Annotated in this window: 24 protein-coding genes; 16 read left to right on the top strand and 8 right to left on the bottom strand. The window is 60.5% G+C overall.

The annotated features are described in order from the left end of the window. Positions 1–40: 40 nt before the first annotated feature. Positions 41–919: an NmrA/HSCARG family protein gene (locus FHT29_RS18060; RefSeq protein ID WP_047559060.1), complete on the bottom strand. Its 879-nt coding sequence runs from the start codon at positions 917–919 to the stop codon at positions 41–43. Between the two features lie 120 nt (positions 920–1,039). Between FHT29_RS18060 and FHT29_RS18055 the strand changes: the two genes are divergently transcribed. Beyond that, on the top strand, positions 1,040–1,936 hold the full coding sequence (locus FHT29_RS18055) for a LysR family transcriptional regulator (RefSeq protein ID WP_168599960.1): 897 nt from the start codon (positions 1,040–1,042) through the stop codon (positions 1,934–1,936). Between the two features lie 59 nt (positions 1,937–1,995). On the opposite strand, the gene FHT29_RS18050 is transcribed toward FHT29_RS18055, so the two are convergent. The 5 genes from FHT29_RS18050 to FHT29_RS18030 form a co-directional block, all read right to left on the bottom strand. Further along, positions 1,996–3,018, bottom strand: coding sequence for an LLM class flavin-dependent oxidoreductase (locus tag FHT29_RS18050; RefSeq protein ID WP_112442241.1), 1,023 nt, complete (start codon positions 3,016–3,018; stop codon positions 1,996–1,998). 193 nt (positions 3,019–3,211) lie between these two features. Further along, entirely contained in the window at positions 3,212–3,706 is a 495-nt protein-coding gene (locus tag FHT29_RS18045) for a hypothetical protein (protein ID WP_047559234.1), read from the bottom strand. A gap of 118 nt (positions 3,707–3,824) precedes the next feature. Then, positions 3,825–4,409, bottom strand: coding sequence for a hypothetical protein (locus FHT29_RS18040; protein ID WP_210255482.1), 585 nt, complete (start codon positions 4,407–4,409; stop codon positions 3,825–3,827). A gap of 77 nt (positions 4,410–4,486) precedes the next feature. Further along, positions 4,487–4,822 carry a hypothetical protein gene (locus FHT29_RS18035; RefSeq protein ID WP_168599959.1) on the bottom strand — a complete coding sequence of 112 codons (336 nt, stop codon included), beginning with the start codon at positions 4,820–4,822 and terminating at the stop codon, positions 4,487–4,489. 289 nt (positions 4,823–5,111) lie between these two features. Continuing rightward, entirely contained in the window at positions 5,112–6,008 is an 897-nt protein-coding gene (locus tag FHT29_RS18030; RefSeq protein ID WP_168599958.1) for a sugar phosphate isomerase/epimerase family protein, read from the bottom strand. 178 nt (positions 6,009–6,186) lie between these two features. Between FHT29_RS18030 and FHT29_RS18025 the strand changes: the two genes are divergently transcribed. The 14 genes from FHT29_RS18025 (at position 6,187) to FHT29_RS17960 (ending at position 22,600) form a co-directional block, all read left to right on the top strand. Next, the gene (locus FHT29_RS18025) at positions 6,187–7,257 is read left to right on the top strand and encodes a LacI family DNA-binding transcriptional regulator (protein ID WP_051963616.1); all 1,071 of its coding nucleotides are present in this window, start codon (positions 6,187–6,189) and stop codon (positions 7,255–7,257) included. Continuing rightward, positions 7,221–8,228, top strand: coding sequence for a substrate-binding domain-containing protein (locus tag FHT29_RS18020; protein ID WP_047559067.1), 1,008 nt, complete (start codon positions 7,221–7,223; stop codon positions 8,226–8,228). The genes FHT29_RS18025 and FHT29_RS18020 overlap by 37 nt, the downstream gene beginning before the upstream one ends. A gap of 71 nt (positions 8,229–8,299) precedes the next feature. Next, the gene (locus tag FHT29_RS18015) at positions 8,300–9,793 is read left to right on the top strand and encodes a sugar ABC transporter ATP-binding protein (protein WP_168599957.1); all 1,494 of its coding nucleotides are present in this window, start codon (positions 8,300–8,302) and stop codon (positions 9,791–9,793) included. A 10-nt stretch (positions 9,794–9,803) separates the two neighbouring features. Then, positions 9,804–10,823: an ABC transporter permease gene (locus FHT29_RS18010; RefSeq protein ID WP_037197670.1), complete on the top strand. Its 1,020-nt coding sequence runs from the start codon at positions 9,804–9,806 to the stop codon at positions 10,821–10,823. Next, entirely contained in the window at positions 10,816–11,874 is a 1,059-nt protein-coding gene (locus tag FHT29_RS18005) for an ABC transporter permease (protein ID WP_113102457.1), read from the top strand. Before FHT29_RS18010 ends, FHT29_RS18005 begins: the two co-directional genes overlap by 8 nt. After that, the gene (locus FHT29_RS18000; RefSeq protein WP_037197671.1) at positions 11,871–13,259 is read left to right on the top strand and encodes an FGGY family carbohydrate kinase; all 1,389 of its coding nucleotides are present in this window, start codon (positions 11,871–11,873) and stop codon (positions 13,257–13,259) included. Before FHT29_RS18005 ends, FHT29_RS18000 begins: the two co-directional genes overlap by 4 nt. 32 nt (positions 13,260–13,291) lie before the next feature. After that, positions 13,292–13,948, top strand: coding sequence for a class II aldolase/adducin family protein (locus tag FHT29_RS17995; protein ID WP_051963631.1), 657 nt, complete (start codon positions 13,292–13,294; stop codon positions 13,946–13,948). 167 nt (positions 13,949–14,115) lie between these two features. Beyond that, positions 14,116–15,042, top strand: a complete 927-nt coding sequence (locus tag FHT29_RS17990) for a helix-turn-helix domain-containing protein (RefSeq protein ID WP_037197676.1) — start codon at positions 14,116–14,118, stop codon at positions 15,040–15,042. Between the two features lie 223 nt (positions 15,043–15,265). After that, entirely contained in the window at positions 15,266–16,774 is a 1,509-nt protein-coding gene (locus tag FHT29_RS17985; RefSeq protein ID WP_037197677.1) for an alpha-N-arabinofuranosidase, read from the top strand. Between the two features lie 127 nt (positions 16,775–16,901). Then, on the top strand, positions 16,902–18,803 hold the full coding sequence (locus FHT29_RS17980) for an ABC transporter substrate-binding protein (protein WP_037197679.1): 1,902 nt from the start codon (positions 16,902–16,904) through the stop codon (positions 18,801–18,803). Positions 18,804–18,918: 115 nt separating this feature from the next. Then, on the top strand, positions 18,919–19,923 hold the full coding sequence (locus FHT29_RS17975) for an ABC transporter permease (protein WP_168599956.1): 1,005 nt from the start codon (positions 18,919–18,921) through the stop codon (positions 19,921–19,923). Positions 19,924–19,927: 4 nt separating this feature from the next. After that, the gene (locus FHT29_RS17970; protein ID WP_037197682.1) at positions 19,928–20,785 is read left to right on the top strand and encodes an ABC transporter permease; all 858 of its coding nucleotides are present in this window, start codon (positions 19,928–19,930) and stop codon (positions 20,783–20,785) included. Between the two features lie 2 nt (positions 20,786–20,787). Further along, positions 20,788–21,771, top strand: a complete 984-nt coding sequence (locus FHT29_RS17965) for an ABC transporter ATP-binding protein (protein WP_168599955.1) — start codon at positions 20,788–20,790, stop codon at positions 21,769–21,771. Positions 21,772–21,775: 4 nt separating this feature from the next. Then, positions 21,776–22,600: an ABC transporter ATP-binding protein gene (locus tag FHT29_RS17960; RefSeq protein ID WP_047559097.1), complete on the top strand. Its 825-nt coding sequence runs from the start codon at positions 21,776–21,778 to the stop codon at positions 22,598–22,600. Between the two features lie 22 nt (positions 22,601–22,622). Here FHT29_RS17960 and FHT29_RS17955 read toward each other — a convergent pair whose 3' ends face one another. After that, positions 22,623–23,054: an Lrp/AsnC family transcriptional regulator gene (locus tag FHT29_RS17955; RefSeq protein ID WP_037197688.1), complete on the bottom strand. Its 432-nt coding sequence runs from the start codon at positions 23,052–23,054 to the stop codon at positions 22,623–22,625. Positions 23,055–23,191: 137 nt separating this feature from the next. On the opposite strand from FHT29_RS17955, the gene FHT29_RS17950 reads away from it, so the two are divergent. Then, entirely contained in the window at positions 23,192–24,295 is a 1,104-nt protein-coding gene (locus FHT29_RS17950) for a saccharopine dehydrogenase family protein (protein WP_047559105.1), read from the top strand. Positions 24,296–24,361: 66 nt separating this feature from the next. Here the strand turns inward: FHT29_RS17950 and FHT29_RS17945 are convergent, their stop codons facing one another. After that, positions 24,362–25,597 carry a pyridoxal phosphate-dependent aminotransferase gene (locus FHT29_RS17945; RefSeq protein ID WP_047559115.1) on the bottom strand — a complete coding sequence of 412 codons (1,236 nt, stop codon included), beginning with the start codon at positions 25,595–25,597 and terminating at the stop codon, positions 24,362–24,364. Positions 25,598–25,599 lie beyond the last annotated feature (2 nt).

Raw genomic sequence — 25,599 nt, 5'->3', positions numbered from 1 at the left:
GGCCACGAGATTTCGCTTCGGCCGATGAAGTCTACAGCTGTCAGTTCTTTGCCCATTGGGCGGCGGCATCTCTGGCAAAGGTGCTGTAGGAGCGTGGTGCGCGACCGAGCAGCCCGGTGAGACGACGAATGTCGTCCGCCGCGGCGACCGCGCCATCCGTCTGGTAGCGGCTGAACATCAGGCGCAGGTCGAGCGCATGCCAGGCGGGCAGCATGGTCTTCATACGCTGTTCCATCGTAACAAGATCATCGCCGCCATAGCGGATGACGCGGCCGAGCGCTTCGCTCCAGATGGCGGAAATGTCCTCGCCCGTCAAACTGTCCGGACCGACCAGCGTATAGGTCTCGCGGCCGAGCGGTGCGGAAGCTTGCTCCCGCCGGATTAGTTCGAGCGCAGCCGCCTCGCCGATATCGCGAATATCGACCATCGAGATGCCCTTCGACCCCACAGGTACGCCGTAGGCACCGACATTCAGCAACAGATCCCTCTGACGAAGGTCGTTCTGGATAAAATAGGCTGGGCGGAGAACCGTGGCCGGGAGATCGAGAGCGTCGATCATCCGCTCGACCGTGTGTTTGCCGGCGAAATGCGGAACGTCGGCATAGGCCTCGCCCTTGAACACCGAGAGATAAACGATGCCCTTGACGCCGGCCTCGCGGACGACGGCAAGCGCGAGCATCGTCTGGGTCAGTTCGTCGGCAACGTTCGGGGCGAGCAGGAACAATGTGCTGACGTCTTTCAGCGCGGCGCGCAACGAATCCGGGTCGGCCAGATCGCCGCGGACCGGCGTTACGCCCAAGGGAAGCTGTGCCGCTTCAGGCGAGCGCGTCAGGGCGCGGACATCGACATTGTGACCCTGCAAGTGGGCCAGGACCTGGGACCCGATGGTCCCTGTGCTGCCGGTAACAAGAATAGCCATTTTAAAAACTCCTCAAGATGTTGCGAGAGACCCGATGTCTCGAGAAGAAAGATAGCCGTTCCAATTTCTATTTGGAGATGGCTATATTAAGACAGGTCGTCTCAATTATGGAACATGAGTATGGATCTGCAGGCTTTGTCCGACTTTAATCTGGTCGCTGCCCATGGCGGGTTCGGTCGCGCCAGCCGCGTCACCGGAAGGCCGAAGGCGACGCTGTCGCGTCGGGTTGCCGAGCTCGAGCAGAGCCTCGGTGTCAGGCTGATCGAACGCGGATCGCAGAGCCTGCGCTTAACTGACGAGGGACGGGCGCTCCATGAGCGCACCGATGGGCTGCTATCTGAAATCGCCGAGGCCGGCGAGGCGGTTGTCCTCGGGGCCTCAACCCCGAGAGGACGCCTGCGTGTCAGCGCGCCCGTGGTCTTCGCCCATGTCGCGCTCGGTCGCATCGGCGCGCGTTTTGCCCTGGCCTATCCCGAGGTCCAGCTCGATATCGTCGCCGAGGATCGCAAGGTCGACCCGGTCGAAGACGGCTACGACCTGATCATCCGCATTGATCCGGCACCGGACGAACGGCTCGTCGGTCGCCGCTTCCTCAATGACGAACGCCTGATCGTGGCGCCACCGGGCATGCGGCGCCCCTCGCCAACGGCAGACGGCGAAGAGCTTGCCGTGAAGGCCGTCTTGCTCAGTGCATCCTCACAGACGGCCGCGTGGCGACTTGGCTCCGGAGCAGAGCCAGACGTGGTGCTGAAACCAGAGCCTGTCCTTCGTCTTTCATCGCTTTTAATGGTTCGTGATGCCGTTTTGGCGGGTGCCGGCGTGGCTTTGTTGCCGAAGCTTCTTGTCGCCGACGATATTGCGGCGGGCCGGCTCGCTTATTGGGGAACCCTCAGAGGTCCGGCGGTGGAAATCTGGGCACTCCAAAGCTCGCGCCGTCTGATCGGCGCCAAGGTTCGCGCGTTTCTGGACGTGCTGGAGAAAGCCTTTCCGGAGAAGGTGTTCGTCCCGACGATATGATGCGGTGGCGGCCCTGACGCTTGGGCTATCCACTCAAGCAAAATCAATGGCCGGCGCCATCAACGCCAGCCGAGAGCGGGCGCGACGTGGGTGAGGATCGCCTCGATCACGTGCGCGTTGTATTCGACACCGAGCTGGTTGGGGACGGTCAGAAGCAGAGTGTCGGCCTCTGCTATAGCCTCGTCCTTCCTGAGTTCTTCGATCAGTTGATCCGGTTCAGCGGCATAGCTGCGTCCGAAGATTGCCCGTGTATTGTCGTCGATGAAGCCGATCTGGTCCGCGTCCTTGCCGCTGCTGCCGAAATAGGCGCGGTCGAGATCGTTGACCAGTGCGAAGATGCTGCGGCTCACCGAGACCCGCGGCTCGCGCTTGTGGCCGGCCTCCTTCCAGGCTTCGCGGAAGACCCGGATCTGATCGGCCTGCTGGACATGGAATGGCAACCCACTCTCATCGTTTTTGAGCGTTGAGCTTTGCAGGTTCATGCCGCGCTTTGCTGCCCAGACAGCGGTCGCGTTCGAGCTCGCCCCCCACCAGATCCGTTCGCGCAAGCCCTCCGAATGCGGTTCGAGACGCAGGAGGCCGGGCGGGTTGGGAAACATCGGTCGGGGGTTGGGTTGCGCAAATCCTTCGCCGCGCAGGATGTCGAGCAGCACGTCCGCATGCCGCCGGCCCATGTCGGCGTCGCTCTCACCCTCGGCCGGCTCGTAACCGAAGTGGCGCCATCCATCGATCACCTGTTCAGGTGAGCCGCGGCTGATGCCGAGCTGCAGTCGGCCTCCGGCGATCAGATCAGCTGCGCTTGCGTCCTCGGCCATGTAGAGCGGGTTCTCGTAGCGCATGTCGATGACGGCGGTGCCGATCTCGATGCGGCTGGTCTTGGCCCCGACGGCCGCCAGCAGCGGAAACGGCGAAGCGAGCTGGCGGGCAAAATGATGCACGCGAAAATAGGCGCCGTCCGCGCCCAGCTGCTCGGCAGCGACGGCGAGATCGATGGATTGCAGGAGCGTATCGGATGCCGAACGCGTTTTCGATTGGGGCGAGGGTGTCCAGTGGCCGAATGAAAGGAATCCGATCTTCTTCATGGTCCCGCTCCACAACGTTTGGTTCGCTCAGCTTTGCTTCATGACATGATTTCGGCTGCCGATACAAGCGGAGTGAAGGTATCCTGGCTGCGCGAGCCGCGCCCTCGGTATCAAATAAATAGGCCCGCCGTTTCCGGCGAGCCCACGGGAGGCCGATGCTGCCGCCGCGCCTGCGGTCTCCAGCTGAAGATCGTTATTTCGCTGGCTGGATCGAGCCGATGATACCGAGCACTTCCTTTTCGTGCTTGGCCTGGTCTTCCTTGGAGCCCCAATAGGTGAGCACGAGGATCTTGTTGGGCGCCGGCGAAAGGACGCCGAGATTGATGTTGACGGCTCCGTCTGCATCGGTGCCCTGCCAGTTCAGGATCGACAGCTTCATGCCATTGATTTCGTTGCTGTCGTCATCCTTGCGGGTGCTGGCGTCGATCTTGACGCCGTTCTTGTCGAGGAAATCGACGGCATCGCCGATGACCTTCTCGACATTGTCGCCAGTGGCAACATCGAGGGCAAAGTAGATGGCGGCATCAGGCGAATTGGCGTCGATGCCGGATTCGGTTTCCTTCGGCTTCCAGCTGTCGGGGATGGTGACGCTGGCAACGGGCGCTTCGCTCGGAAAGGCGAGCGTCTTGGCATTGGCGAGCATTGGAAAGACTGCGAGCGCAGCGGCGATGAGCAGCATCTTTTTCATGGGGGCTTCCATTCTGTCTTTGAGTTTTAGGTCGTCGATCAATCTCAGCGGATATGTGAGGTTGGCATGGTTTTCGGCAGTGCGGAGACAGCCGGAAAAGGAGTATGATTGACCGCAATCAGCTGGCCGAAGCGATCTCGAAATCCTGATCGAAGGAACTCGTCTTTCCCGAGGTCATGTCATACAGCGTATAGTGAAGCTTGTATTTGCCGGCCGGTGCACCGTCGACGTTCAAGGTCATGTCTAGCTTGAACTCCAAATTCTGCTTGTGGCTTTGAAGGTCGCTATCCAAGAAGCCCTTCTTACTCCACACGACCTCGCCGCTGGCGTCGATAATGTCGAGGTCGGCAACGAGGTGGAGTTCATAGAGACTGTCCGGAAGCTGCTTCCAGCCATAGCCGATCGGTTCGGCATAGCTGAAGATGGGCTCGCCGGGTTTGAAAACGTTTGAGTCACGTTTCTTGTAAACCCCGTAACCCGTTGAAGGCTCGGCCACGAAGATGACGTTCTGTTGTGAGAACGGCACCTTGGTCCAGGCTTCGATGACGGCCTTTTGTGCAGTAGCCAAATCTGCCAGAGGATCGGCATGGGCAACGGCAGCAAAAGTCATCGCAAAAATCAATACAAGCACTTGCCGCATCGCAGTCTCCAATCGGTCTGCTGATAATGATTCCGGCAGGCGCCGGAGAACGGGTAAAGCCATCGTCTCATTGCGTAATTTCGAGGCATGATCGACTTGCCCCAATCGAAGACGGTGGGTGCCGGCGCATCCTGCCTACCTCATTCGTGGATGGTATAGCTGCCGAGTTCGCACAGGTTCTGGGTGTCCGTCGTCGTATCGAGGCTGGAACCTTCCTCGAACTCGAACTTCATGTCGTACTTGCAGACAGTCCGACCGTCGCCGATGGTGATATCCATGCTCTCACCGGGGTTCAGTACCTGCTTGCCGAAGACATCGTCTTCCCAATTATTGACGCCGACCGGGGACGTATAGAAATTGGTGAGCACGGATTTGGTGCCGTTCTTGAGCGTGAACGTCAGGTCGTCGGCGTTTGCAGCACCGGCGAGGCAAAGAAGCGCTGCCGACGCCGCGAGGGCGAAGCGAAATTTCGTCATCGAATTGATCCTTCGGTGAAAGCTGATGCGCGTCTTTTTAAGCGTTTCAGCGGCCGTGAGCTATATATATTGCACGCCAAGCTCGGCCCATTTTTGGGCTAAAACGCAACCCGGATCGAGGCGTGGCGTCGGCCTGTCGCCCGGCGACAAACGCGGCACCGCCGCGAGCTACTCCGTCCGCACAGAAGCGAACAGAGGCCTGTAATTGGGAGTGGGCCGCGGCATGCGACCCGAAGTGGAGACCCCGCTGTCGAGCAGGGTCTCGTTCAGCGTAAGTTGACGCCCGCCATCAAGGCAGGAGGCTGCGCTGCAGGCTTTGGCGCTGTGCCTCCTGAGCGGCCTTGAGCTGGGCCTTGGTATACATCAGGGCATGCTCGGCAAGGTCGCGGCCATCGTCCCAAAGGTTGCGCCAGATGCCGAGGATGCCTTCGAGCGGCTGGCCGACGACGCGCGAGGAGAAGGATTCGAAGGTGATCGGGCCTGTGTAGCCGGAGCGGACAAGGGCGCGGAAAACGCCGGCAAGGTCGATCGTGCCCGAGCCCATGTAGCCACGATGGGAATCGCCCGTGTGGAAATATCCGAGATGGTCGCCCGTCTCGAGAATGGCGGCCTGAATATCCGATTCCTCGATATTCATGTGGTACACGTCCAGATGCACCTTCACGTTTGGCATGCCGATGCGCTTGCACATCTCGACGGCCTGCGCGGCGGTGTTCAGCACGTTGGATTCGTAGCGGTTGACCACTTCGAGGACGAGCGTGATGTGGCTTCGCGCCGCTGTCTCGGCCACCTGACGCAGAATCTCGACCGATTGTGCGACGCCTGCCGCCGTGGTCGGCTCGGAATATTTGCCGAAGGCCGAATGCAGGATGCCGCCGATATATTCGCCACCGCAATCGCGGCTGACGGCGATGGCCTGCTCGAGCTTTTCCTTGCCGCGCCGTCCCTTCTCCTTGTCGCCGCTTGAAATGTCGCTGTCGAAATCGAGGCCGAGCGAGAAGTTGATGCCGATGCCGTTCTTTTCCAACTGGCGACGGGTAAACTCCGGATCGATCAGGCTCGGATCCAGCGCCGGTGCCTCGATGAAATCGTAGCCCACCTCGGCACTACTGGCGATTGCGCGGGCGCATTCCTCCTTGCTCCAGCCGGCTTCCCATACCAGCGCGTGAACTCCCAGCTTGTTCATGATCTTCCTCCCGGTTTCGTGGATGCAAAATGAATTGCTGCAGTGCGGAAGACATGAATCGTTTTATACTTGAAAGCGTTCATGTTGACACCGCACTTACTCAGGTATAGCTTACAATAAATCGTTTCACCAGAGTTTTCATATTATCATTGGCGAGGGCGTAGTGGGGGAGGGCAAGATGTCGAGACAGCAAAGCCCTTCCATCAAGATGGTGGCCGACAGGGCCGGCGTTTCGGTCGCGACGGTCTCGAACGTCCTCAACGGCAAGCCAACGGTTTCTCCCGATTTTGCCCGGCGCGTGAATGATGCGGTACGCGAGCTTGGTTACGTCGTCGATCTCGGCGCGTCGCGGCTCCGCTCGCGCAAGGCGCAGCTCGCCGGCGTCGTTGTGCCAGATCTTACCAATCCGATGTTCGCCTCCTTCGTTTCCACGCTGGAGCATCTGGCGCGCCTCGCAGACTACGATCTGGTCGTCGTATCAGCGCGCAACAATGCGGAGGAGGAGGCTGACCGGCTGCGCAAGATTCGCGCCTGGCGCCCCGCCGGCCTGATCGTCATTCCCTGCGACGGCGCCTTTGCCGAGCGCCTGCCGGATGGCTTCTTTGCACCCGTTGTCCTTGCCGACCGCATACCCGATGCCGCCGGCTTCGATCTGATTGCCGTCGACAACGGGCCGTCGGCCGGTGCCATCGCTGCGCATCTCGATCAACAGGGCTATGAGGATTGCCTCGTCGTCGGCACCAGTCTTTCGATCAGTAACATACGCGAGCGTTGGGAAGGCGTGCGTGCGTCGGCCAAGCACATGCGGGTCGAGATGCTGGAAATCGGCATCGATGACGCCCATGGCGCACAGCTTCTGGAGGAGCGTCTGCGCCATCGCCCGCTGCCCGGCGCGCTGTTTTCGCTCGATCAGGGCACGACGCTTTTGACCTACTGCACCATGGCTGAGATCGGCCTTTCCGTGCCAGGCGATATCGCCTTTGCGAGCTTCGACGAGATGGAATGGATGCGGCTGGTGACGCCCGGGATCACGACCGTGCGTCAGCCTGTCGAGGAAATGGCCGAGCAGGCCTGGGCGCTGCTGTTGCGGCGCATGACCGGCTCTGCCGGCAAGCCGGTCACGCGGCGCTTGCGCTGCGCCGTCGAGATCCGTGGTTCGACACCGCGGAACCCGCTTGAGGAGGCGGGTAAACTGAAACTGGGAGGAAGAAAATGGAAGTTACAAGGCGAACCATACTCACCGGAATAGGCGGCGCCGTCGTTGTCGGCACGCTTGGCGGCACGATCGGCGTAGCCCAGGCGGCTGAACCGCAACTCGGCGTCGTGGTCAAGATCGGCGGCATCCCGTGGTTCAATGCCATGGAAGTCGGCATCAAGAAGGCCGCGCCGGAATTCAAGACGAATGCCTGGATGGTCGGGCCGACACAGGCGGATGCTGCTCAGCAGGTCCGCGCCATCGAAGACCTGATTGCCCGCAAGGTTGCGGTCATCGGTATCGTGCCGAACGATTCCGCAGCGCTCGACCCCGTTCTCGGCCGCGCGCGGGCAGCTGGTATCAAGGTGCTGGCCCACGAAGGCCCGAGCCAGAAGGAAGCGGATTGGGACTTTGAGCTCACGACCATCGAAGGCTATGGTCAGGCGCATATGGACCTGATTGCCAAGGAGATGGGCGGGGAAGGCAAGTATATCGTCTATGTCGGCTCGCTGACTGTTCCGCTCCACAACGCCTGGGCCGATGCGGCGATTGCCTATCAGAAGCAGAAATATCCGAAAATGCAGATGCTCGGCGATCGCTTCGGCGTTGCCGAAAGCCTGGATGAAAGCATCAAGACCACTCAGGATCAGCTTCGCGCCAATCCGGATCTCAAGGGCATCCTGACATTCGGCTCGCAGGGGCCGATCGGCGCTGCCCGCGTCCTCGACGATCGTGAAAAAGCCAAGTCGATTGCGCTGGTCGGTGGCTTCTCGCCGGGGCAGGGCGTCAAGTACGTCAAGTCCGGCACGATCCGCGGCGGCTTCATCTGGAATCCGATGACGGCTGGCGAGATCTTCGTTCAGCTCGCTTCCATCCTGGCGGCCGGCAAGGAACCGACCGACAATATGGAGCTGACCGGCGTCGGCAAGGTGCGCGTCTATCCGGACAAGAAGCTCATTCAGGCGCAGAAGCTTGAATCCCTCGATAAGCAGAATATCGACCGGCTGGTCGCGCTCGGTCTCTAGGCGTTCCTCCCGAGGGCCGGCGGTTGGCTGCATTGCCGCCGCCGCCCAACCCAAACAATCGGAGTGGATCGATGAGCGATGATGTTCCGTTTCTTCGTTTAACCGGGCTGTCCAAACGGTTCGGCGGCGTGCGTGCATTGGAGGAAATCGACTGGGACGTTCGCCCAGGCGAGATCCATTGCCTTGTCGGCGAGAACGGTTGCGGCAAGTCGACGCTCATCAAGACCGTTGCGGGGGTGCATCCGCCCTCGGCCGGCACCATCGAAATCGAAGGCAAGCCGGTTCTTCCGCTTGATCCGGCCGGTGCCAAGGCTCTGGGAATCCAGGTGATCTTTCAGGATCTGTCCCTGTTTCCCAATCTTTCCGTTGCAGAAAACATCGCCGTCGAAAACCATCTCGATCGGCTCTTGAAGCCGGTCAGCTGGAAGCGGATGCGCGAGAGTGCGAGTGCAATCCTCGCAAGGCTCGGCTTTACCCTCGACCTCGATCTCGTGGTATCAGACCTTTCGGTTGCCGAGCGCCAGATCGTCGCCATTGCGCGCGGGCTCGTCGCCGAGGCGCGGCTGATCTTCATGGACGAGCCGACGGCCTCGCTGACGCGGACGGAGGTCGATCGTCTGCTCGGCATCGTCGGGCGGCTCAAGGCCGATGGCATTGCCGTCGTCTTCGTTTCCCACCGGCTTGACGAGGTGGTCGAGATCGCCGAGCGGGTGACCGTGATGCGCGACGGCCGCAAGGTCGGCACCTGGCCCGCCGATCAGGTGAACGAGAAGAGGATCGCGCATCTGATGACCGGGCTCGATATCGATCACTCGATTGTCGCCCGCGATATGGGCAAGGCCGAGCCTGTCCTTGAGGTCAGCGGTCTGTCACGTCGCGGCGAATTCGCCGATATCGATTTCACCCTTCGTCGCGGCGAGGTGCTGGGTATCTCCGGATTGCTGGGGTCGGGCCGCACCGAGCTTGCCTTGACGCTGTTCGGCATGCATCGCGCCGAGCACGGCAGCATTCGCCTGGAAGGCCGGCAGCTTGCGCTTCGCTCCAACCGCGACGCTGTGCGCGCCGGCATCGCCTACGTCTCCGAGGATCGTTTGAGCCTTGGCGTCATCCTGCAACAATCGATCGGCGACAACATCATGCTTGCGGTCATGCGGGGCATGGCAAACCGGCTTGGGCTCATCCCCGGCAACGCACGCAGGCAACTCGCCGACGATTGGGTGCGGCGCCTCGCCATCAAGGTCCCGTCAGCCGATCGGGCCGTGCAGACGCTTTCGGGAGGCAATCAGCAGCGGGTCGTTCTGGCGAAGTGGCTCGCCACGCGGCCGAAGGTCCTGATCCTCGATTCCCCCACCGTCGGCGTCGATATCAAGAACAAGCAGGGCATCTACGATGTGGTCGCCGATCTGGCACGCCAGGGCGTTGCCGTCATCCTCATCTCCGACGAGGTGTCCGAACTTTTCGCGACCTGTGACCGTATCCTCCACATGCGCGCCGGCCGCATCGTCGGCGAGGCGGTGCCGGGCGAGATCACCGAGGCCAACATGAAGGAGCGCATCTATGCATGAGGATAGCCAAATGGCCGCCGGATCGTCCTTTCTCGTGCAGTTGCGGCGCCGCCCGGAAGCGTGGCTGCTGGCGGTCATTGCCGTGGTGGTGATCGTCTTTTCGCTGACGGCGCGTGATTTCCTGACGCTTGCGAACATCATCGATCTGCTTGAGACCTATTCGGTGCAGGCGATCATGGCGATGGGGCTTTTCGTCGTCCTGGTTTCCGGCGGCATCGACATCTCCTTTGCGGCTACGGCATCCGTGGCGCAATACTGCGCGGCGCTGCTCGCAACGCAGCTCGGATTTCCCGCGCCTGTCGTCATCCTCTGCGGTCTGGCGATCGGTGTCGCGCTCGGCTGCCTGAATGCGCTGCTCGTCCACTATGTGCGCATCACGTCCATTATCGCCACGATCGCCATGATGAGCGTCAGCTTTTCGCTGCTCATGTATTTCTCGGGCGGCAAGTCGATCTATACGCTGCCGGACTGGTGGACGAATCGCATCGTGTTCTGGCGGATGGAGACGGCATCGGGCGATATCGTCCGGGTGACGCTTCCGATCGTCGCGATGGCGGTCGTCACCCTGTTTACATGGGCATGGATGACCCGCTCTTCGGTTGGGCGTCAGCTCTATGCCATGGGGGGAAATGCCGAGGCCGCGCGGCGGGTCGGCATGAATATCGGCCGCCTGCAATTCGTCGCCTACGGCTATCTCGGGCTGATGGCGGCGATCGCCGGGCTCCTGCAGGCCCACCGGGTCGGCGAAAGCGTGCCCAATGCCATGTACAATACCGAGCTTGCCGTGCTCTCCGCCGCTGTTCTCGGCGGCGCCAGCCTGACGGGCGGCATCGGCACCGTGCCTGGCGTGCTGCTCGGCATCGTGCTCCTGGCCGTGCTGCAGAACGGGCTCAACCTGCTCGGCGTCTCCTCCTATTTCTTCCAGATCGTCATCGGCGTCACCATTCTGATTTCGACCTCGATCACGGTGATCAGCTCGCGGCCGGGCCGCCGCCATCGTATCATCGCGGGAGCACCATCCAATGGCTGAACCGCCGCTTCTCTATAATCTCAACAACGGTCTTTCCGACCTGATGACGCGCATGAAGGCGGGCATTCCCGGCGCACATACGGGGCTTGTCGTTCTGCTTGTACTGCTGGTTGCCGGCTTTTCCCTGTTTATTCCGAACTTTGCCTCGGTCGGCACTCTGCAATCGTTCATGTATCAACTGCCGCTGCTGGGGCTGCTGTCGCTGGCCATGATGGCGCCCCTGATAACAGGCGGCCTCAATCTGGCGATCATCGCCACGACGAACCAGTGCGCGCTTCTGATGGCCTTCATCATGCAGAGCCTGATCACGCCCGATAGCAGCGCCGGCTCGGCCGCAGCCGTCATCGTTCTGGCACTTGTCGCCGGCCTGGCGCTTTGCCTTCTCATCGGCCTCGTCACCGGCACGCTCATCGCCTATACCGGCGTCCATCCGATCCTCATCACGCTCGGCACGAAATCGCTGATCGACGGCATCAGCATCTATCTGACCCGCGGCATGGCCCTTTCGGGTATACCGGACGGGTTTGCCCGTATTGGCACGATGACGATCGTCGGCGTGCCGCTGATCTTCCTGCTATTGATTGTGGTGGCGGTGATCGTCAGCATCATTTTGCGGCGCACCGCTTTCGGCGTCGCCTGCGCCATGATCGGCTCCAACATCGAGGCCGCGCGCTATTCGGCGATCGACACGCGTCGCGTGCTGGTCGGCGTCTATGTCATGTCGAGCCTGATCTGCTTCTTTGCTGCGCTGGTCATGCTGGCAACTTTCAATTCGGCCAGCGCGGATTATGCCCAATCCTATCTGCTGGTGACGATTCTTGCGGCCGTCCTTGGCGGCGTCGATCCTTTCGGCGGCTTCGGCACGGCCGGCGGCCTGATGCTGGCGCTTGCCATCCTGCAGGTCATTTCCTCAGGCTTCAACCAGTTCGGCCTCAGCAACTATCTCACGGTGGCGATATGGGGCGGCACCCTCATCTTCGTCGCCATGGCCCAGACGGTACGCCCCTATCTCATGGGATTGCTGCCCTCACGTTTCTATGGTTCGAAATGAGCATTGTCGCGGTCTTCGATATCGGCAAGACGAATGTCAAGCTATCGGCGGCGAGCGACGACGGCCGCGTCTTGGAAACTCTGTCGACGCCGAATGTCGTAAAGGACGGTCCGCCCTATCGCCATCATGATCTCGACGGGCTGGACGACTGGCTGATCGACAGCCTGGCCGCGCTCGGCCGCCGGCATGATATCGGCGCGATCGTCACCTGCGCCCACGGCTCCGGCGGCGTGCTGGTCGACAGGCAAGGCGCTGCGTTGCCGATGATCGACTATGAGCAGCCCACGCCCGCCGACGTCGATGCATACTACAGGAAGATTGTCGGCTCCCATCGCGAAAGGGCGAGCGCCGTCATGCTCGGTGCGGCACATCTCGCGCGGCAGATGCTGTGGCAGGAGATGCACTGGCCCGAGACTTTTGCTGGAGCCTCCGCCTATCTCGCCACGCCGCAATATTGGGCCTTCCGCCTGTCCGGCGTTCTCGCAAGCGAGGTGACGAGCCTGGCCGCGCAATCGCATCTCTGGGCATCGGCCGACGGGCGGCCGTCTGCTCTCGTAGCAAATCGCGGCTGGCAGCGGCTCATGCCGCCGATGCGACGCGCCTGGGAGACACTCGGCCCCATAAGGCCGGACATTGCCAAGCGTACCGATCTTAAGCCGACGACCCGCATTCTGTGCGGCGTGCACGACTCCTCGGCCAATTTCTATCGCTACCAGGCGGCGGATCTCTCCGACGTCACGGTCATCTCGACGGGAACCTGGATCGTGGCGCTGACCGATCGTACCGGCGTCGATTTCAATGTCGAGCGTCCGGGGCACTCATGCAATGCCGATGTGTTCGGCAATCCGATGCCCGGCATGCTGACCATGGGCGGGCGCGAGTTCGCCGCCGTCGCCGCGACTGCCTCCGGCCCGGCCTCGCTGCCGGCCCTTCAGCAGATCGTCGCATCCGGGACTTTTGCAGTGCCGACATTCGGTTCGGATGACGGGCTCTTTCCCGGCACGGCAGGCTGCGGCCGTCTTGAGGGGCCGCTAGCCCGCGACGAGAATATCCGCTTCACGCTTGCTGTCCTCTATTCGGCGCTTCTGACTGCGGCCTGCGTGGATGATCTGCCGCCGGCGAAAACGGTGGTTCTGGACGGCAATTTCGTCGTCGATCCCCTTTATGGCGCCGTCGTCGCGGCGCTGTTGCCGGATCGGCGCGTGCTGGTCAGCCGCAGCACGACGGGAACGGCGACGGGTGCCGCTATGCTCGCCGCGCACGAAACACGGGCATCGCCCGTGACGCTGGCGGCCGAAGCGCCGGATATATCAGGCCTTCCCGACCTTTCATCATACCAGAGGCGCTGGCGTGCCCTGGTCAAGACAATGGAGCAAGCATCGTGACGACATATGACGACAATGGCCTGCGCGAGGACATGGTGGCGGTCTGCCGCCGGATGAACGCCTCCGGCATCAATCAGGGAACGGCCGGCAATGTGTCGGTGCGCAATCCCAAGGGGTTTCTGGTCACGCCGACTTCCCTGCCTTACGACATGATGCGGCCCAATGATCTGGTGCAGATGTATTTCGACGGCAGCTACGAGGGTGAGCGCCGGCCATCATCCGAATGGCGCTTTCATCGCGACATTCTAGCTTCCCGCCAGGATATCGATTGCGTGCTGCATTGCCATTCGGTCTATGCGACCACGCTTGCGGTGCATCACAAGACCATTCCGAGCTTTCACTACATGACGGGCGTTGCCGGCGGCACGACCATTCGCTGCGCACGCTACGCCACTTTCGGCACGCAGGCGCTCTCGGATGCGGCGATCGAGGCCCTGCAGGACAGGCTTGCCTGCCTGCTCGGCCAGCATGGCCAGATATCGCTTGGCAAGACGCCCGCGGCTGCCCTCGCCTTGGCGATAGAGGTCGAGACCCTGTCGCGCCTCTATGTTCAGGCGCTGACGCTCGGCGAGCCGCCCATTCTTGATGACGAGGAAATGGCGCGTGTGATCCAGCAGATGAAGAATATGAGCTATGGGCAGGCGCCGGATCTGGATGGTGTCAACGACGTGGCAAGACGCAAGCAGTAATTCGAAATCGCAAGGCAAATCTCGTCCAGCGTGTCCCGGTATATCGGCTGTCAATGGTGTCCTCATGCCGAGCGGGGAGGCGCCTGCGATGATCTCACGTCGATATCTCTTGTGAAATCAAAAATCCTGATATAAATGAAGCTTATTGATGGGGCTATCAGGATTCGATGAAGCGCGGCTTTCTGACAATTTATGCGGGTGAGAACGCCGCGGTTTTGCGGGCGCTTTCGGCGCCGGCGCGCGTCGACATGTTGAAGCTGCTCTGCGCCAAGGGCGCCATGAACGTCAACGAGATCGCCCGCGAGTTGGATCTGCCGCAGTCGACCGTCGCCACCGGCATCATGATCCTGGAGGAGGCCGGTCTTGTCGAAACCAAGGCGGCCAAGGCGCGCAAGGGTTACCAGAAGATCTGCACGGCGCTTTACGACGAAATCCTTGTGAGCTTCGAGGATACGGCCTTCAAGCATGATGAGGATGTGATCGAGGTCGCCATGCCGATTGGCCTCTATACGAGCTGCGAGACGCATGCGCCCTGCGGCCTGTGTTCGACCGAAGGGGTGATCGGGCTTCTCGACGTTCCCGACTATTTCCTCGATCCGCAGCGTATGCAGGCCGGTCTTCTCTGGTTCGGCCGCGGCCACGTGGAATATAAATTCCCCAACAATGCCAAGATCTTGAACAAGGCCGTCAATGCCATCGAATTCTCGATGGAGCTGTCGTCCGAAGTGCCGGGCACCAATCCCGACTGGCCATCCGACATCACGATCTGGGTCAACGGCGTTGCCGTTGGCACCTGGACGTCGCCGGGGGATTATGGCGACAAGCGCGGGGCCTTCACGCCGGGCTGGTGGAAGCTTGAAGGCTCGCAATACGGCAAGCTCAAGACCTGGCGAATTTCGAAGAAGGGCACCTTCATCGACGGCGTCGTCGCGTCCGACGTGACCGTCGACGACCTCGCCATCAGCCAGCATTCTTCGATCCGTCTGAGGATCGGCATTGCCGAGGACGCGCGCCACACGGGAGGCGTCAACATTTTCGGTCGTGGTTTCGGCAATTATGGCCGAGATATTCTGATGCGCATCGACCTGACGTGAGACGAAATCATATTTTCTGATATATAGCGCGCAATCGGGCCGAATCTCGAATTTGTCATATTTTTTATAGCTAATTGTTTTATCATCATATTTCTGCATTCATAGGCTGCGAATATACGATTATTTACGCGGAATGCTCTCTCAATGGCGTTGACGACCCTATAAAACTGTATCAAGATCAAGGTATAAGAACGAGATATATGATACATAAGGGAGGATAGCCGTGAAGGCGGACGTGGTCATCCATCGCGATTTCCGAATTGCCGACATCGACGATCGACTTTACAGCTCGTTTCTGGAGCATCTGGGCAGGGCGATCTACGGGGGCATCTATGAGCCCGGCCATCCGACCGCCGATGAGCACGGCTTTCGCCGAGATGTCATCGAACTGGTCCGCGAGCTGAATTCACCCTACTGCCGCTATCCCGGCGGCAATTTCGTCTCCGCCTATAATTGGGAAGACGGTGTCGGACCTCGTTCGGAGCGGCCGGTGCGCCTCGATCTTGCCTGGCGGACGCGCGAGAGCAACCAGATCGGCGTCAACGAATTCGTCGATTGGTGCAAGAAGGCCAATACGAAGCCGATGCTCGCCGTCAATCTGGGGTCACGCGGGCTGGATGATGCTCGCAACTTCCTCGAATACTGCAATCATCCCGGCGGCACCTATTGGTCGGATCTGCGGCGCAAGCACGGTTGGGCTGATCCCCATGGAGTCAAACTGTGGTGCCTCGGTAACGAGATGGACGGCCCATGGCAGGTCGGCCATAAGTCTGCCTATGAATATGGCCGTCTGGCCGATGAAACGGCAAAAGCCATGCGCGGTTTCGACAAATCGCTGGAACTGGTCGTCTGCGGCTCGTCGAATTCCGACATGAAGACCTATCCCGATTGGGAAGCCCAGGTCCTGGAACAGTGCTACGACAGCGCCGACCATATCTCGCTTCACATGTATTTCGCCAACCGCGAGAAGAACACGCTCAACTATCTCGCCAAGGCTGAAAAGCTCGATCGCTACATCGTCACGATCGGCGGCGTCATCGACTATATCAAGGCAAAGAAGCGCTCGAAGAAGACGATTGGCATCTCCTTCGACGAATGGAACGTCTGGTACCATTCCAACCAGCAGGACAAGGATATCCTGGCGCGCGACGAATGGCCGGATGCGCCGCACCTGCTTGAGGATGTCTATAATTTCGAGGATGTGCTGCAGGTCGGCGGCATCCTCAACACCTTCATTCGCCGCTCCGACCGCGTGCGCATCGCCTGTATCGCCCAACTCGTCAACGTCATCGCGCCGATCATGACGGAGGATGGCGGCCCGGCATGGCGGCAGACCATTTATTATCCCCTTTATTTCGCCTCGAAATACGGTCGCGGTTATGCGCTGCGCCTGGTCGCCGACGGTCCGACCTACGACAGCGACGAGGCCGACGACGTGCCCTATCTCGATGTCTCCGCGGTTCACGACGTGGCGGCCAATATGGTCACGTTGTTCGCCGTCAACCGGCATCCGGACAGTGCACTCGACCTCGACACCCGGCTGGAGGGCTTTGCCGGCGCCCGCGTCGTCGAGCAACATGAGATGGTTCATGAGGACTTGGCGGCGGTCAACACGGCATCGCGGCCGAATGCGGTCGTTCCGACCAGCACCAGCGATGCGAAAGTCGAGGACGGCCGGCTTCGCGCTACATTGAAGCCGCTGTCCTACACGGTGATCCGGCTGTCGGTATGACAGCTGGCGGCCGCAAGATCGCGAGGAGGCGGTCCCGGTCGGCCTAGGCAGCGTAAGGAGAAGAAAGTCGCGGTCCGCCCGGCAGTGTCCGGGCGCAGCGCGCAATCGATAACAACGGGAGGAGATCATGCAACAGTGGAAGAAGCTTGCTTTCGGCGTCGCACTGGCCACGTTCGGCCTCATCGCGGCAGCCAAGGCTCAGGATTATACCGCCTTGCCTCGCAAGGAGACGTTGATCGTCGAAAATCCGGAGGGAACGGTCAAGAATCCCGGTTGGTTCAACGTCTGGGTCAATGGCGGAGGAGGCGTTTCGACCGGCCTGCAGCAGTTGACCATGGACACGCTCTGGTACATCGACCCCGAGAAGGGGTTGGGCGGCTCGGCCTGGGACAATTCGCTCGCCGCCGACAAGCCGCAATATAATGACGACTTCACCCAGATGACGGTGAAGCTGCGCAAGGGCCTGTACTGGAGCGACGGCGTCGAGTTCACAGCCGACGATGTCGTCTACACCGTCAAGACGCAGATGGACCATCCAGGCATGAACTGGAGCGCCGCTTTCTCGGTGCAGGTCGCAAGCGTCGAGGCGCCGGATCCCTATACCGTCGTCTTCAAGCTGAAGAAGCCGAACTCGCGCTTCCACGCCATTTTCACAGTGCGCTGGAACGGCGCCTGGATCATGCCGAAGCATGTCTTCGAAAAGGTTGCCGATCCGGTTCGCTATGATTTCGCCAATCCGGTCTCGCTTGGCGCCTACAAGCTGAAAACCTATGATCCGCAGGGCAAATGGTATACCTGGGAAAAGCGCGACGACTGGCAGCGCACCTCGCTTGCCCGCTTCGGCGAACCCGCTCCGAAATACGTCACCTATGTTGATCCCGGCCCGCCGGATAAGCGCACCATCGCTCAGCTCGAGCATAATCTCGATATCATTCACGACAACACGCCGGAGGGCATGTTCACGCTGAAGGAGAAATCGAAGACGGTCGACAGCTGGTTCCCCGGTTTTCCCTTCGCGCATCCCGATCCGACCTTGCCGGCCGTGATCTTCAACAATCAGGATCCGTTGTTCCAGAATGCCGATGTACGCTGGGCGCTTGCGTTGCTCATCGATATCAAGGCTGTGGATATGGCGAGCTATCGTGGCACCGCGACGCTCTCCGCCCTCGGCGTCCCGCCAACGGCGATTGCCATGACGGACTATCAGGCGCCGCTGCAGGATTGGTTGAAGAGTTTCGAGATCGATACTGGCAAGCGCAAGATCAAGCCCTATGATCCGACCATCGGCCAGCAGATCGCCGATATGCTGCGCAAGCAGCCGAAATATAAGGATCAGATCCCGACCGATCCGGCCGCCATCAGCGCCGCCTTCGGCTATGGCTGGTGGAAGCCCGATCCGCAGGCTGCCGCCGAACTGCTGGAAAAGGCCGGCTTCAAGAAGGTCGGCGGCAAGTGGATGACGCCGGATGGACAACCCTTCAAGATCCGCTTGACGGTCGAAGGTGATACGCGCTCTGTCTTCACCCGAGCTGGCACGTTGATCGCCCAGCAATGGGCGGCCTTCGGCATCGACGCCAAGGCAGTTCCGACCGTCAATCTCTGGCAGGTTGCGCTCCAGCCAGGCGATTTTCAGGTGGCTATCGCCTGGAGCGTGGAGACCTGGGGCGGCGATCCCGACCTGTCCTTCTTCCTCGACAGCTGGCATTCGGAATTCGTTGCCAAGAAGGGTGAAAACCAGGCGCCGCGCAATTGGCAGCGCTGGTCCAATCCGGAACTCGACAAGATCATCGAGAACGTTCGCCGCGTCAGTGCCGATGATCCGAAGGGCGTCGAGCTCGGCAAGGACTATCTGAAGCTCGTTGCCCGGGAAATGCCGACCATCCCGTTGATGTCCTATAACGTCTTCACCTCGATGGATACGACCTACTGGAAGGGCTATCCGACCATATCGGACCCCTATACCGACCCTGTTCCTAACTGGGCTAACTCCCGGTTGATGATGGTCAAGCTGAAGCCGGCGCAGCCGTAGATCTCCCACCTTGATGCGGCGGTTGCCGCGTCAGGCACCTTTCGCCGGACACTAGGCACGTCCGGCGAATCTTTTCAGTGAAAGATGAAGCGCAAGCAGCAAGGAAGACGGCAGCATGACGTCCTATCCAGTTTTCGTATTGAAGCGATTTGGTCAGTTCCTGCTCGTTGTCTTCCTTGGCATTTCCGCGACCTTCTTCATCACCCATATGACGCCGATCGACCCCGTCGAGGAAAGCGTCGGCGCGATACAGCAGATGGGGCAGTCCGATCCCCGTGCCGTTGACTTGATGCGTCAATCGCTCCGCGAACTCTATGGGCTCGAAGGCTCCATCTGGCAGCAATATCTCCACTTCTGGGGCCGTCTTGCGACTGGCGATCTCGGGCCGTCGCTATCGGCATTTCCAACGCCCGTTTCCACCATCATCGCAAGAGCACTGCCCTGGACAATCAGCCTGATGACCGTCTCGGTGATCATCACCTTTATCCTCGGCAACATGATCGGTGCGCTTGCGGGCTACTACCGCAAGAGCATGGTGCTGAAGGCCGTCAGTCTCGTCTTCATCGCCATGCAGCCGATACCTTATTATATCCTCGCCTTCGTGCTCATCATTCTGTTCGGCTATCTCTGGCCGATCCTGCCGATCAATGGCGGCTATGAGATGAACACCGATCTGCGGCTGTCCTTTTCGCTGGTGCTCGACATTCTGCGCCACTCGATCCTGCCGGCGCTGTCGCTGATCCTCGTCGGGACTGGCAGCTGGCTCATTGGCATGCGGGCGCTCGTCTCCAATATCATCACCGAGGACTATGTCGTCTTCGCCGAACTCGGCGGCGTGCCGAAGCGCAAAATCCTGCGCTCCTACATCGCCCGCAATGCCATGGTGCCGCAGTTTACCGGCCTTGCCATGTCGCTCGGAGCGGTCTTCAACGGCACCGTCATCACCGAAATCGTCTTCGGCTATCCGGGCATCGGCAATCTACTGATCTCGGCCGTGCATGCCGGGGACTACAGTCTCGTCCTGGGGCTTAGTGCGCTGTCGATCGTCGGCGTCGCTGCCGCAGTCTTCATCATCGACATATTGGGTCCGCTGATCGACCCGCGCATCAAGGTGGAGTAGGGCCATGCTGACGATCGTTCGCGACCTTGCCCGCCAGAATACCGAATTCCTTTCTGGCCTCCTGCTGCTTGCCATCATTGTCGGGCTGGTGATCCTGTCCTACTTCTCGCCCTACGGTCCTTCAGATATCTATGTGTTGCCGCCCGACATGCCGCCCGACGGGCAATATTGGCTGGGCACGACCTCGCGCGGCCAGGACGTCTTCTGGCAGCTCACGACGGCGCTCCGCAATACGCTCTATTTCGGTATCGGCGTTGCGTTCCTGTCGCGCATCATTTCGCTGGTAGTGGGACTGGTGGCGGGCTATGCCGGCGGCATCGTCGATCGGGTGCTGATGGCGATCAATGACAGCATCATGGTCATTCCGCAGTTCCCGGTGCTGATCCTGTTCTATTTCGTGCTGAAGGACGGAATGACGTGGACGGTGCTCATCATCGTCATGGCTTCGCTCGGCTGGTCCTATGACGCGCGCCTGATCCGCTCGGTGGCGATCAGCCTGAAGACGCGCCCCTTTACCACGCAGAGCGTCTATTCCGGCATGAGCATGTCCAAGATCCTCGTCCAGGAGCATCTGCCCTATGTGTTGCCGATCGTCTTCGCCACGACCATGAACAACATGATCTGGTCGATCGGCATGGAGATCACGCTCTCGGTGCTCGGCTTCACCGATATCGAGACACCGACCATGGGCATGATGATCTATTGGGCCAACGCCCATTCGGCGCTGATCGCGGGAACCTGGTGGTGGGTCGCAGCACCCGTCGCCGCCATCATCGTGCTTTTCATGGCGCTCTTCCTGCTGTCGATGTCGATGAACGAATACAATGATCCGCGCAGTCGCTTGAACCGGATGGGGGGCTAGGAATGGAGGCTGTGGTCGAGGTCAACAACCTCAAGGCATATTACCGGGCCTTCCTCTATGGTGTCGATCGTGAAGTGCGCGCTGTCGATGATGTCAGCCTCAGGATCGGTCGCGGCGAGATCTATGGCGTCGCCGGCGAATCCAGCAGCGGCAAGACGACATTGATCAAGACGATTGCCGGCGCCATCCGCCCGCCGCTTCGGGTAGTTTCCGGTTCGGTGAAGTTTCACTTCAATAGCGGCACACAGGATATCTACGCCATGGCGCCGGAGCAGCGGGCGGCGCTTCGGTGGCGGCATCTGTCCTATATCATGCAGGGCTCGATGAACGTGCTCAATCCCGTCCGGCGCATCCGCCATTCGTTCACGGATTTTGCCTTTCGCCACATGAAAGTCGATCGCGGTGCCTTCTTTGATCGGGTCGGCGCTCATCTGCAGCGCCTGAAACTCGATGCCGATCTCCTGAATGCCTATCCGCATGAATTGTCCGGCGGCATGCGCCAGCGCATGACGATTGCGCTCGCCACCATCCTGACGCCGGAATTCATCATCGCCGACGAGCCGACGACCGCGCTCGACGTGATCGTGCAACGCGATGTCCTGCAGATGATCCGGGAGATCCAGCGGGAGATGGGCTCCTCCTTCCTTTTCGTTACCCATGACATGGGGGTGCATGCCGCCGTCTCCGACCGCATCGGCATCGTCTACGCCGGGCGGCTGGTCGAGGAGGCGCCGACGCGCAAGCTCTTTCATCTGCCGCTGCATCCCTATACGCAGCATCTGGTGGCGAGCCTGCCGCGCATCGGCGATCTCTCCACCCGTCCCTCGCTCGAGGGCAGACCGCCCAATCTCGCCATGCCGCCGGAAGGGTGCCGTTTTCATCCGCGGTGTCCCAAGCGCATGGATATCTGCAGCCGCGAGGTGCCGCCGATGGTGACCGTCGAGCCGGATCGTCGCGTCGCCTGTTTCGCCGTGACAGGAGGATAGAGTTTTGAGCGATCTGCTTTCACTCTCGCATGTCACCAAGCTTTACCGTCAGGGCGGAATGCTGAGCCGCCGGCATGTCACGGCTGTCCGCGACGTCAGCTTGAGGCTTGGCGAGGAGCCGGAAATTCTCTCCATCGTCGGTGAATCCGGCTCCGGGAAATCGACCATCGCGGCGATGATCCTCGGCCAAACGGCGCCAACGTCGGGCATCCTGAATTTTCGCGGGCGGCCCGTTGCCGTTCATGGAAAGGTTGAACGGCGCGCCTTCATGCGCGAAGTTCAACCAGTCCTTCAGAATCCGTTCGAAGCGTTCAATCCGCTTAAGAAGGTTGATCGATATCTCTTTGAAACCGCGCGAAATTTTTCACCTGATGGTATCAGGCCAAGCCAGGCCGATATCGAACGCATGGCCGACAGGGCGCTTGTCCATATCGGCCTGACGCTTGCCGAAGTGAAGGGCCGGTTTCCGCATGAATTGTCGGGCGGTCAGCTGCAGCGAACCGCGATCGCGCGCGCGCTCATACCGCAGCCCAGACTGCTGGTGGCAGACGAGCCCGTTTCCATGGTCGATGCGTCCCTTAGAATGGCGATCGTCAACCTCTTCAGCCAGCTGAAGAAAGAACTCGGTCTGTCGATCATCTATATCACCCATGACCTTGCGACGGCCTATTACATCAGCGACCGGATCATCATCATGAAGAAAGGGGAGATCGTCGAGGAGGGCGGGGCGCGTGCCGTTCTCGACAATCCGCAGCATTCCTATTCGCGCGCCTTGAAGGAGGCGGTGCTATCCGCCAGCCCGGATATGGAGCCAGCTTCGCTAGTGTGATCCCACAGGCACGGGTTTGCTTTCAGCGCGCGATCCGCGTCGAAAGGATGATGGAGGATAGCGTCCGCTCGACGCCGTCGATCTTGCCGATCTCATCGATCAGATGGTCAAGCTCGGAAATCGACGGAGCCGCGACGATGGCGATCAGATCGAAGGTACCGCTGACGGAGTGAAGCGTAGTCACCTCATGGATCGCGTCCAGCGATGCCGTCACTGCCGAGAGCGCCTTCGGCGCAATGGTGATCAGAATGTGGGCGCGGATGAGACCTGAAAGATAGGCCTCCGACAGTCGCACGCCATAACCCGCGATTACGCCTTCCCTCTCAAGCCGCTCGAGCCGAGCCTGAACTGTCGTTCGCGACAGCGACAGCTTCTTGGCCAGTGTCGCCACGGGCACGCGGGCATTCTGGCCGAGCAACGACAGCAGCTCGCGATCCTTCCCTGTTACCTGCATGGCTCATCCTGCATTCTGTTCAAATGGATAGTCATATTGCTTAGATTTATACAACGAAACGCGTTTTCTGTCGCTATGAATCGTCCAGCTCCTGCCTACACTTATAAAAATCCTATAGTGAAACACAGGGGAAATATATGAAAGAGATAGTGGTGATCGGCGCAGGCAAGATCGGCGGAGCGATCGCTCTGATGCTGGCCGAGACCGGCGATTACAAGGTTATTGTCGCCGACCGCAGCCAGGAGCAGCTTGCCAAGATCGACCACCATCCTGCAATTTCCACCGCAGCCGTCGATATCGCCGACAGTGCAGGGCTGGTGGCCGTTCTGACCGGGAAGTTCGCCGTGCTGTCAGCCGCGCCCTTCCACTTGACCGGCTTTGTCGCCGAAGCTGCGCTGGAAGCCGGCGTTCACTATCTCGATCTTACCGAGGATGTCGCCACGACGAGGAAGGTAGAGGAGCTGGCCCAGGGCGCACGCACCGCCTTCATCCCGCAATGCGGCCTAGCGCCAGGCTTCATCTCGATCGTCGCCAATGATCTCGCCAAGCGTTTCGATAGCCTCGATAGCGTACGCATGCGGGTCGGCGCGCTGCCGCAATATCCATCCAACGCCCTGAACTACAATTTGACCTGGAGCACGGACGGCCTGATCAACGAGTATATCGAGCCGTGCGAAGCAATCGTCGAAGGCAAGCTCGTGACGGTGCCGGCCTTGGAAGAGAGAGAGGAATTCTCCCTCGATGGCATCACCTATGAGGCTTTCAACACCTCCGGCGGCCTCGGAACGCTCGCCAAGACGCTGGCCGGTCGCGTGCGCACGATGAACTACCGCACGATCCGCTACCCCGGCCACCAGGCCATCATCAAGGCGCTCTTGAATGACCTGAACCTCAGGAATCGCCGCGATGTGTTGAAGGATCTGTTCGAAAACGCGCTGCCCGCGACGATGCAGGATGTGGTCGTCGTCTTCGTCACCGTCTGCGGCTGGCGCGACGGGCGGTACATGCAGGAAACCTACGCCAATAAGGTCTATGCTGGTGTCGTTGCCGGCAAAAAGATGAGCGCCATCCAGATCACCACGGCTGCCGGCATTACGACCGTGCTTGACCTGCTTTCCCATGGCAAGCTTCCCACCAAGGGCTTTGTTCGTCAGGAGGAAATCGATCTCGGCGACTTTCTCGCCAATCGCTTCGGGCAGGTCTACGGCCTGGAGAAGCTCAGGGTGAGAGAAGCGGTGTAAGCCGAAGTCATTGCTTGCTAAACAAGTGGCGCCCGAACGGGCGCCACATTCGTTTTGGCGACGAAGCTATGGCCGCAACGCCGCGCAAGCCCGCTCGATGCGATCGAGAGCCTCTACAAGATCGGCTTCCGAGGTCGCATAGGAAATTCGGAAATAGGGCGACAGTCCGAATGCCGAGCCGGGCACGACTGCGACATGGGCCTCTTCGAGCAGATAGGCGCAGAACTCCGCATCCGTTGCGATCGTCTTTCCGGACGGCGTTGTTTTCCCCAGCACGCCGCCGCAGCTCGAGAACGTGTAGAAGGCGCCTTCCGGCAGCCGGCAATCCAGGCCTTCGATGCCATTGAGCCGGTTGACCACCAGATCGCGCCGGCGTTGGAAGCTTGCCGTGCGACCTTTCAGAAAATCCTGCGGGCCGTTCAGCGCCGCAACGGCCGCTGCCTGGCTGACGGAGGAGGGACAGGACGTCGCCTGGCTCTGGATGACGGCCATGGCCTTGATCAGTGCCTTCGGGCCGCCGGCATAGCCGATGCGCCAGCCGGTCATGGCATAGGCCTTGGAAACGCCGTTGACGGTCAAGGTCCGACGCTTGAGGCGCGGTTCTATCGCGACCGGCGTCGTGAAGCGGAAGCCGTCATAGACGATATGCTCATACATATCGTCGACCATCAGCCACACATGCGAATGGCGCAGCAGCACCTCGATGAGCGAATGGTAATCGGCTTCCGAATAGGCCGCACCCGACGGATTGGACGGTGAGTTGAGCAGGAGCCAGCGCGTCTTCGGGGTAATTGCCTTCTCGAGTTGATCCGCCTGGAGACGGAACCCGGCCTCGGCATCGCATGGGATCAGCACCGGCACGCCGCCGCAGATCTCGACGATATCGGAATAGGAAGTCCAGTAGGGCGTCGGGATGATGACCTCGTCGCCCGGATCGATTGATGCCATGAAGGCATTGAACAGGATCTGCTTTGCACCTGTCGCCACGGTGATTTCATCGAGGGCGTAGTCGATGCCGTTCTCACGCAGGAATTTGCCGGCGATCGCCTTCTTCAGCTCCGGCGTGCCGTCAAGGGCGGTGTATTTCGTTTCGCCGCGATCGATGGCGGCTTTCGCAGCCTCTTTGACATTATCAGGCGTATCGAAATCAGGTTCCCCCGCTCCGAGGATGATGACGGGCAGACCGTCCCGCTTCATCGCATTGGCGCGCGCGCCGATCTGCAGGATCGTCGAAACGCCGATGGAGGCGATCCGCGAAGCGGGCCGAAAACCCGCCTCCTCGGTGTTGGTGGCGACCGTCATGA

The organism is Rhizobium sp. SG741 (assembly GCF_012275435.1).
Lineage (GTDB): Bacteria > Pseudomonadota > Alphaproteobacteria > Rhizobiales > Rhizobiaceae > Rhizobium > Rhizobium lusitanum.
Note: the sequence above shows the minus strand (reverse complement) of the source record. Positions and strands in the feature narration are given on the sequence as shown.